The 11,136-nt window shown below is 38.3% G+C and carries 3 protein-coding genes and 1 pseudogene; all 4 read left to right on the top strand.

Annotated features, from left to right (window positions below; translation table 11 throughout):
• Nucleotides 1-3,708: YadA-like family protein (locus tag ACFILL_RS08260; protein ID WP_375643703.1), on the top strand; the 3,708-nt coding region annotated here is incomplete at its 5' end.
• A 401-nt stretch (nucleotides 3,709-4,109) separates the two neighbouring features.
• A pseudogene (locus tag ACFILL_RS08255) lies at nucleotides 4,110-4,367 on the top strand (hypothetical protein); the annotation flags it as partial.
• Between the two features lie 424 nt (nucleotides 4,368-4,791).
• On the top strand, nucleotides 4,792-5,055 hold the full coding sequence (locus tag ACFILL_RS08250; protein ID WP_375681091.1) for a hypothetical protein: 264 nt from the start codon (nucleotides 4,792-4,794) through the stop codon (nucleotides 5,053-5,055).
• A gap of 384 nt (nucleotides 5,056-5,439) precedes the next feature.
• A complete protein-coding gene (locus ACFILL_RS08245; protein WP_375643706.1) occupies nucleotides 5,440-10,737 on the top strand; it encodes a Vomp family autotransporter in 5,298 nt (1,765 codons plus the stop codon).
• Nucleotides 10,738-11,136 lie beyond the last annotated feature (399 nt).

Here is an 11,136-nt window from a genome sequence, read left to right as displayed (position 1 = left end):
GAAGTAGAAGGCAGTGAAATCAATATCGCTAATAGTAGCAAAGCAGATCGAACTCTTTCTGGTGTGAAGGCAGCAACACAAAATAATGAAGCGGTTAATAAAGGTCAGCTTGATGAAAGTTTAAAGAAGCTTTCTAACAGTCTTCAATCAGATGACTCGGCTGTTGTTCACTATGATAAAAAAGAGGGTGATAATAACACTATAAATTATGCGAGTGTGACTTTAGGAAAAGGTGCAAATTCTGCTGCTGTAGCACTTCACAATGTTGCTGATGGTCAGATTGCCAAGGGTTCATATGATGCAGTCACGGGTGGACAGCTTCATATCATCACAGATGATTTCTCAAAGATTTTAGGTGGCGATGTATCCTTTGATGGCAAAAACTTTAAAGGACCAGGGTATAAATTATCGAATATTGATAAAAAAGGTGAAGTAACAGATCAATCTCATACCGATGTTGGTTCTGCCTTTAAAGGACTTGATGATAATATCAAGAATGTGAACGCTCGTATTAAGGAGTTTGAAAAGGACGTCTCTTCGAATGGTTTAAATTGGGATGGCAGTGTAGGTGATGGTGGTGCCTACAATGCCGCTCATGGTGAGAAGGATGCGAGCAAGATTGTTAATGTCGCTGATGGTAAGGTAGAGAAAGATTCGCACGAAACTATAACAGGTTCCCAGCTTTATGCACTGGGCAACAAAGTTGCAGAATATTTTGGCGGCGATGCTACGTATGAGAATGGCGTATTGAACAAACCAACCTTCAAACTCAAAGTTTTCAACTTAGAGAGCAATGAAATTGAAGTTGAAGAAAAAACCTACAATAATGTAGCGGAAGCCTTTGACGGAATTGATAAGAATTTCCAGAGTGTGAATAAGAATGTGCAGAACATCGTTAATGATTTTAATGACAAAGTCACGAATATCAAAGAATCTGTTCAAGGCGATGCTCTGTTGTGGGATGGTAAAGCACAATCCTTTGTAGCCAAGCATGGGGAAAAAGATGGAGAAAAGGAAAACAGCAAGATCACATCACTTGCTGCTGGTTCTATAATATCAGCTTCGAGTGATGCGATTAATGGCGATCAGCTTCATGCAATCACTGAGGATTTATCAAAAATTTTAGGTGGAGATGTATCCTTTGATGGCAAAAACTTTAAAGTACCAGATTATAAATTATCGAATATTGATGAAAAAGGTGTTGTAACAGATAAACCGCATACCGATGTTGGTTCTGCCTTTAAAGGACTTGATGACAATATCAAGAATGTGAACGCTCGCATTAAGGAAGTCTCAGAGGGAGTTGCACAAGATTCTTTATCTTGGAGCGATGCTGACAAAGCTTTTGTTGCCCAGCATGGGGAAGGTGATGACAGAAAGGCAAGTAAAATCACATCGCTTGCTGTAGGAGATATTACGAAAGAATCGATGGATGCCGTAAATGGTTCTCAACTTTATTCACTGGGCGATAAGGTTGCAAAATATTTTTCTGATGACGCTGAATATAAGGATGGGGAATTGAAAGTTCCTGATTTTAAGCTCAAAATTATCAATGATGATGGCACTGAAGCTGAATCAAGCTATAAGAATGTATCAGATGCATTTTCAGGTGTGGGTAAACTTTTCACAAAGGTTCAAACTGCGATCAGCGATGTAATCAGTAATTTGCTTGTTACGAAAAATGAAGATGTTATCAACATTGGTAAAGGAGTAGAAGGTAGTGAAATCAATATCGCAAACAAGAGTGGTAAGGATCGAACCCTTTCTGGTGTGAAGGCAGCAGAAAAAGCCAATGAAGCTGTGAACAAAGAACAATTTGATAAAGGTTTGAAGGATCTTTCTGATACCCTTCTGTCTGATAGTTCTTCTGTTGTTCTTTACGATAAAACAACAGATAATCAAACTGATTATACAAATGTAACTTTTGGGAAAGGGAAGGATGCTACACCTGTTGCGCTCCATAATGTAGCCGCTGGATCGATTGCGGAAAACTCAACGGATGTTATCAATGGAGGACAGGTTCACATTCTTTCAATGGATATAGCAAAATTGTTGGGTGGAGATGCTGAATTTAAGGGTGGTGCTTTTAAAGGGCCAACTTATAATTTATCCAGTATTGATAAAGGTGGCGAAGTAACAGATAAACCGCATACCGATGTTGGTTCTGCCTTTAAAGGACTTGATGACAATATCAAGAATGTGAACGCTCGCATTAAGGAGGTCTCAGAGGGAGTTGCACAAGATTCTTTATCTTGGAGCGATGGTGACAAAGCTTTTATCGCTCTGCATGGGAAAGGTGATGACAGAAAAGCAAGCAAGATCACATCACTTGCGGCTGGCTCTATAGTATCAGACTCGAGTGATGCGGTTAATGGCGGACAGATTTATGATCTGAATCAGTCGCTAGCAAAGTATTTTGGTGGTGATGCTAAGTATGATGGTGATGGCTGGGCGCTTCCAGGTTTCAAGATAATGACTTTCCAAGAAGATGGAAGCTTTGAAGAGGAGAATTATGATAGCATTGCAGCCGCGTTTGCCGGTGTAAATAAGGTTTTCAAGAATCTTCATAATGAGATTTCAGACAACATTGAGCAAAATGCGTTGTTGTGGAGTGATGATGCAGGTGCGTTTGTAGCACAGCATGAGAAAGAAGGTAACAAGGAAAACAGCAAGATCACGTTCCTTGCGAAAGGAAAGATATCAGAAGATTCGACGGATGCGATTAATGGTGGTCAGATTTATACACTTCAACAGACATTTGCCTCATATTTTGGTGGAGGAGCTGGTTATGATAAGGAAGGAAACTGGCAAGGACCAAAATTCACTGTTCAGGTCTTTAATAAGGATGGTACGAAAGGTGATAAAGAGGAGCGTAATAATGTCTCTGAAGCATTTGATGTTGTTAATGACAGCATGAGCACTATCAACGATCGTATAAAAGAAGTTGAAAAGGGTACCTCTTTGAATAGTCTGAATTGGAATGAAGAAAAAGGAAGTTATGATGCATCTCATGTGGATTCTCAGGGTGTTAAGAGTCCAAGTAAGATTATCAATGTAGCGAATGGTAAGGTAGACAGAGATTCAAAAGAAGCAGTGAATGGAGGACAGCTTTGGGAAACTCAGCAGATGATTACAGATCAGGTCAAGGATATTGAAAATAGAGTTACGGAGGGATCTGTACAATACGATAAAGATAAAGAAACGGGAAAAAAGACCAATAAAGTTAGCTTAGTTGGTGGAGATGAAAGTTCTCCAGTATTAATAGCCAATGTAGCCGATGGAAAGATTGAAAAGGATTCGAAAGAAGCGGTTAATGGCGGTCAATTAAAAGATAAGATGGATTTTGTGCTTGAAAGTGCCAATAAGTATACGGATGAGCAAATTTCTCATCTTGTAAAAGATGGAGTTAGTGGGGCTAATTCGTATACGGATATGAAGTTTTCGACATTAAGTTATGCTGTTGAGGATGTTCGAAAAGAGGCAAGACAAGCAGCAGCTGTTGGTTTAGCGGTAGCTGGTTTACGCTATAGTGATATTCCTGGAAAATTAACAATCGCATTTGGTAGTGGTTTATGGCGTAGTCAATCTGCTTTTGCTTTTGGTGCAGGTTATACTTCAGAGAACGGTGATATTGGTTCCAACTTGTCAATTACCACTTCTGGAGGTCACTGGGGTATAAGTACAGGGGTTAATGTGATACTCAACTAATAAACGACTAAATCCATAAAATTGATTTGCCTTTTTCTTATTTAAGAAAAGGGCAAATTTTTTACTTTCTTCCAGAACTCTCTAAAGCTATTCTAAATGTATAAAACTCCCGTAATTATATAAAATCCGAATATAAAAAGCTTATTACAACTTTTGTTGAGAATAAAAGAGCTTAGTGGTAAAGATTCAAAAAATTGATTGCTATTATTTTGATTTATTAAAATGCTTCAAGCAATGTAAATACGAATATACCCTTTATTAAAAGAAGACAGTTTTAGCTTTTATTTTCGTATAGTTTTAAACGTATGCTTTATAATGCAACGATCTACAGGATATGCAATGTACTCCAAACACAAGTATTGCTTTAGGGTAGTGGAGCGCAAACGGAAAAAGAATGGAGCGTTGCTGTAGGCAATATGGCTCATGCTTTAGAGAAAAGCAGTGTCGCAGTAGGTGGTGAATATAATAAGAAGAGCGAACACGGGGAAAATGATTATACTCTTTCGAAGAGTGATTATTCAACAGTAGTAGGAGCTGTTTCTAAAGCTTTAGAATATGGTTCGATTGCTCTTGGTCACTCCGTGCATATGCATTTGCTCAAGAAGCTATTTCTATGGGCTTCTATTCAAAAGCAAAAGGGGGTGGAAGTATCGCTTTAGGTTCCTATTCTAAAGAAAGTGATGGTTGATGGGAGAGCTATCGGGAACAACTCTGTGTCTGGTAGAGCTGCTGGCGTTTTTGGAGATACGTCTGTTCTGCAAGAACCGGTTAAAAACATCTAATCTCAATGGAAAAGTACGAAAGTTGCAGTAAGTATTGGTGTTCCTAGTAAGAACATAACGCGACAAATTATAGGCGTAGCAGCTGATAGAAAATCTGCCGATGCAGTGAACCTTAGACAGTTGCAAGATTTAGAAGAAGTCGTAAGAAAAAAGGTTGGAAACTGTCTATTTCTGATGAGGCAGCTAAAGATATGGGTGCTAGATAGTACAGAATTTTTCATCGGGAGGAAGTAACTTCAGGGTTAAAAGAGATAAGGACGATGAAAATAAGCTCATATTTGGTTTGGCTAATGATATAGCATTGAAAAGCATAACATTAGGAGAGAAAACAAAAGTCGATGCAACAGGCTTAGTAATTACTGATGTCCCGCAAATAACCACCGGTAGTATTAATGCGGCAAGTAAAAAAGTAACAAATGTTGAAAAAGGAACTAGCAATACTGATGCAGTGAATTTTTCACAACTGAAGGGAATAAAAGAACAAGTAGCAGTGAGTATTTTTGTAAAACAGGATACAGCAACGAGACACATTACCATTAGTAAGGATATAGATGGGGCATTTTAGTAAAAAGCTTTCATAAATCCTCTAATGAAATAAAAAATCTTATTCACGAAAAATAAACTGATGCCTAGCGGATGATCAATAGGCACAACAAAAATTATACCTCTTTCAAAGAGATCAAAGCTAAAAACGACACACAACCTTTGGTAGAAAAATGAAATCTATTCTAATATTAAGTATTTTTTTACCTTCCTCAAATTGATTTTCACGAACCTTCCCCTAATTACCCTTCTAAAGACGCTGTAGAAACAACAGCTTATGTCTTAATTTTATTTATGACCTAAAACACGCTGTAAAAGCAGGAACACGCAAAGGAAATAAGAAAGCTTTAGAGTTCTAGAGCATACCTTTTTTGTGTTTTTAATCTATTATTATGAAGGGGGTATTATGAAAAAATTATATACTACACAAAATCTGCGTGATTTGAGTTTTTCTCGTTCACATCATCGATCATCATTGTTTAAAGTAGCTTCGTTAGGAACTGCGGTGGCATTGTTTTTATCGAATGCTTCTCCTGTTTTTTCAGCAAATCTCGATTTAACAAAAGCATCTCTTGAAAATGTGAAGAATGCTGCCGTGGTTTATCCGCAAAGTACTCTTTCTGCTTATAATGATTATACAAGTGGTATGGGGGGGGATAATTCTGCCATAAATGTTTTAACAGTCGACGGAAGGTCTGTATGGAAAGATGCGCAAAATATCTTTACAGTGGGTGGCGCTGTTATTTTAGATCCAGAGGAATATACGGAAAAGGGGAAAAGTGTAGCTATAGACTCTACAGCGCACGCTTTAGGACTAGGTAATATCGCGATAGATGCCGGATATAATAACCAAGATGATAATAGAGATGCATTCGTAAATGCTTATTCTTTACGAGTGAGGGCTGATGGTGATGAAACTGTTGCTATAGGGTCTGGGCCTGAAACGCGGGCGTATGGAAAGGTTATTCTTGGGGACGGTTCTGGGACTAGCTCAGGTTTTGGCATGGCCGGTTATGATCCTTTCACTAAAGGTTTATCAGGTGATGATAGTCATGTATGGGTAGGTAATGCAGGTATAGCGACTATTGGTAATGATAAAGAGAAGATGACGCGCCAGCTTGAAGGGGTGGCAGCTGGTACTTATGATACTGATGCTGTGAATGTTGCGCAGTTAAAATCATTACAAAAATACGTAGATCAAGGTTGGAACCTATCCGTTGGGGGTAAAAATGCTAAAGCCGTTGGTATAAAAGATACTGTAGATTTGTCAGCGGCAAGTGGCAACCTTACGATTATAAAAGGTGAGGAAGACAATAATGTAAAATTTGATCTAGCTAAGAATATTAAAGTGGAACGAGTTACCGCTGGAAGAAGCTCTATAAGTGATGATGGCATTCTGTTTGCTAATGGGGCTGGTATAACTGTGGATGGTATTAATGCTGGCAATAAGCAGATTACAGGAGTGGCAGCTGGGGAAGAACCTGAGGATGCAGTGAATTTTGCGCAGTTAGGGAAGATTGAGAATACAGTTGAAGGTGTAACTCATAATATATCACAATATTTTGGTGGTGGAGCGGATGTATTTAACGGTAAGGCGCCCAGTTACACTATTCAGGGCAAACCACATAATGGTTTTGAATCTACTTTTAATGCTGTTGATACTTCTATCACGAATATACAAAATCAGATTGCGAATGTGGCAAAAAACAGCCTCGTTAAGCAGGAGGAAAATGAAAGTGCTATCACCATTGGTGAGTCAACAGGTGGCACTGAAATCAATGTTGCAAACAAATCTGGTGAAAATAGGATAATTTCCGGTGTGAAGGCAGCTGTAAATGCTAATGACGCTGTTAATAAAGAACAACTGGATGGGCGTATAGCAGATATTAGTAACAGTATTAATAACATTGAAGAGGGAAGTGCTTTTGCAGTTCTCTACGATAAAAAAGCAGATGGAGCCGTTAATTATAATAGTGTGTCTTTAGGTGGTGATAAGACTACAGCACCGGTTGCTCTCCGTAATGTTAAAGATGGGAAAATTATTGAAAATTCGCATGATGCAATCAATGGTAGTCAGCTTTGGGAGACGAATGATCGTGTTGCAGGTGCTGAAAAGGATATTATCCATATTAACGATAAGGTTACTAACATATCAGCTACGGTTACTGATCTTGGTGAAGAGGTGTTCAATATTCAGAAAGTGGGTGCTTTTGCAGTTCTCTACGATAAAAAAGCAGATGGAGCCGTTAATTATAATAGTGTGTCTTTAGGTGGTGATAAGACTACGGCACCGGTTGCTCTCCATAATGTTAAAGATGGCATGATTGCGCAAGGATCGCATGATGCAATTAATGGTAGCCAGATTGAAAAAATATCCCGAGATGTAGCAGTCATTTTTGGTGGTGATGCGGAATTTAGCGAAGGTATTTTGTTTGGTCCGCACTATCATTTATCGCAAATTTCTGAAGATGGTGTAGCAATAACTAAGGACCATAATAATGTTGGTGATGCTTTGACAGGGCTTGATGACAATATCAACAATGTGAATAGCCGCTTAACACATGTAGCCAATGAGTTTACTCAGAAAATTGATGGTGTCTCTAAAGATTCTCTGTTGTGGAGTAATAATGAGCAGGCATTTGTAGCACAGCATGGAGCAGACAAAGAAAATAGCAAAATTAAATTTCTTGCCAATGGAGACATTTCTGCTAATTCAACCGATGCGGTAAATGGTTCACAACTTTTTGTTACTAATCAGAATGTTACCACTGTTACGAATAATCTAGCAAAAATTTCTCAAAATACATCTCAATATTTTGGTGGTGGTGCAGATGTATCTAACGGTAAGGCTCCCACTTACACTATTCAGGGTAAGCCACACAATGGTTTTGAATCTACTTTTAATGCTGTTGATGCTTCTATCACGAATATTCAAAATCAGATTACAAATGCGACAAAAAACAGCCTCGTTAAACAAGAAGAGAATGAAGGTACTATCACCATAGGTAAGGCAACAGGTGGTATAGAAATCAATGTTGCAAATAATGCAGGCAACGATAGGACGATTTCTGGTGTGAAGGCAGCTGTAAATGCTAATGAAGCTGTTAACAAAGCCCAGCTTGATAAAAGTATAGAGATGATTTCTAATGATATTAATCTCACAAGTGCTGCTGCAGTTCTCTACGATAAAGAAAACGGTGCCATTAATTATGGTAGCGTAACTTTAGGTGGGGTAGATAACCAAGACCCTGTTGCTCTCCATAATGTTAAAGATGGCATAATTGCGCAAGGATCGCATGATGCAATCAATGGGAACCAAATTAATAAAATATCTGGAGATATAGCAAATTATTTTGGTGGTGGTGCGTCATTCAAGAATGGTACCTTTAAAGGACCAAAATATAGTTTATCTGTTATTGATACAGATGGTCAGATGGCAAAAGCCAACTATTATGACGTTGGGTCAGCTTTGACAGGTCTTGATGCAAATGTGAAGAGTGTGAATACGCATCTGACGAATGTGGTAAACGATGTTAATGAAAAAATCACGAATATTACTCAAGAAGTTAAAGGGGACGCCTTGTTGTGGAACGGTGATGAGCAGGCATTTGTAGCACAGCATGGAGAGGGAAGAACCAATAGCAAAATTAAGTTTCTTGCCAATGGAGACATTTCTGCTAATTCAACCGATGCGGTAAATGGTTCACAACTTTTTGTTACTAATCAGAATGTTACCACTGTTACGAATAATCTAGAAAAAATTTCTCAAAATACATCTCAATATTTTGGTGGTGGAGCGGATGTATCTAACGGTAAGGCTCCCACTTACACTATTCAGGGTAAGCCACATAATGGTTTTGAATCTACTTTTAATGCTGTTGATGCTTCTATCACGAATATTCAAAATCAGATTACGAATGCAACAAAAAATAGCCTCGTTAAGCAGGAAGAGAATGAAGGTGCTATCACCATTGGTGAGTCAACAGGTGGTATAGAAATCAATGTTGCAAACGAATCTGGTGATGCTCGTACAATTTCCGGTGTAAAAGCTGCAGAGTGGAGTGATGAAGCTGTTAACAAAGCCCAGCTTGATAAAAGTATAGAGATGATTTCTAATGATATTAATCTCACAAGAGCTGCTGCAGTTCTCTACGATAAAGAAAACGGTGCCATTAATTATGGTAGCGTAACTTTAGGTGGGGTAGATAACCAAGACCCTGTTGCTCTCCATAATGTTAAAGATGGCATAATTGCGCAAGGATCGCATGATGCAATCAATGGGAACCAAATTAATAAAATATCTGGAGATATAGCAAATTATTTTGGTGGTGATGCCTCATTCGAAAATGGTGCCTTTAAAGGACCAAAATATAGTTTATCTGTTATTGTTGAAGATGGTCAGATGGCAAAAGCCAACTATTATGACGTTGGCTCAGCTTTGACAGGTCTTGATGCAAATGTGAAGAGTGTGAATACGCATCTGACGAATGTGGTAAACGATGTCAATGAAAAAATCACGAATATTACTCAAGAAGTTAAAGGGGACGCCTTGTTGTGGAACAGTGATGAGCAGGCATTTGTAGCACAGCATGGAGAGGGAAGAACCAATAGCAAAATTAAGTTTCTTGCCAATGGAGATATTTCTGCTAATTCAACCGATGCTATAAATGGTTCGCAACTTTATCTTATGAGCAACCAATTGGCTGCGTATTTTGGTGGTGGCGCTGGCTATAATAATGGAGAATGGACTGCTCCTACTTTCAAGATAGCACAATTCAAGGCTGACGGTAGCTCTGGTGAAAAGAAGAATTATCATAACGTTGCCAGTGCTTTTGACGGCGTGAGTGAGAGTATGTCTAAGATAAACGACCGCATTCAAAATGTTGAAAACAATGTCTCGTCCAATGGTTTAAATTGGAATGAACAGAAAGGAATGTATGACGCTAGTCATAAAGGTAAAGCGAGCAAGATTGATAATGTATCTGATGGTAAAGTTGAAAAAGGCTCAAAAGAAGTTGTAAATGGAGGACAGCTATGGGAGACGAACAAGAAGGTCACAGAAGTTGAAAACAGGGTAGACACAATTGAAAACAGAGTAGATAATATCCATCAACATATACAAGATATTGAAATTTCAGTCGCAGATGGTGCAGTTAACTATGATAAAGATGGAGAAGGAAACAAAACCAATAGGATCACTTTAGAGGGTGGAGATTCCAGTGAACCTGTTTTAATTGATAATGTTGCGGATGGCCGTATTGAGAAGGACTCGAAAGAAGCTGTGAATGGTGGTCAACTGCATGATTACACTCAGCAACAGATGAAAATTGTTCTCGATGATGCAAAAAAATATACGGATAGTCGGGTGGATAATATTGTTATTAATGCCATTGATGATGCTGTTGATCGGTCTGACCGATATACAGATATGAAGTTTAATATTTTAAGTTATGACATTAAGAGCGTACGGAAAGAGGCAAGGCAAGCAGCCGCCGTTGGTCTAGCAGTATCCAACCTACGTTACTTCGACGAGCCAGGATCTTTGAGTGTCTCATTTGGTAGCGGCACATGGCGTGGACAATCCGCATTTGCTCTTGGTGCTGGTTATACATCTGAAAACGGAAAAATACGCTCTAATCTCTCTGCCACGAGTGCTGGTGGTCATTGGGGCATAGGTGGTGCAATTACTCTGAAAATAAAATAATACGAACAACGAAAACAAAACAAAATATCCACCCTTATTTATTGAAATAAGGGTGGATATTTTTTTTACAGACGCACAGTATTTATCTAGAGATAAGCATAATATTTGATGAGGCTATAGACTGTGAGGTTTTATAGAAGATTTTCTATATTTTGTTGAAAAAAGATCATAGTAGAATCCATATTGCTAAAAAGTTATATTTTTATGTTGCTATTTTCATGAACAGCCTATAGCAATATGGGAGTGTATATTAGTAAGACTCATTTTGATAAAATAATTCAAAGGGGGAAAAGTAGTGCGTAAAGATAAAAGGTACATCACAAGACCGCGCATATATCATTATATGATATATTAAAAAGAAAAAATCCAACTAAAAAGCCAGTTATCCAAGGAAAACTA

This window comes from Bartonella sp. AP20NXHL (assembly GCF_042196165.1).
Lineage (GTDB): Bacteria > Pseudomonadota > Alphaproteobacteria > Rhizobiales > Rhizobiaceae > Bartonella.
The sequence above is the reverse complement of the archived record's forward strand: the minus strand, read 5'-3'. Positions and strand labels throughout refer to the sequence as shown.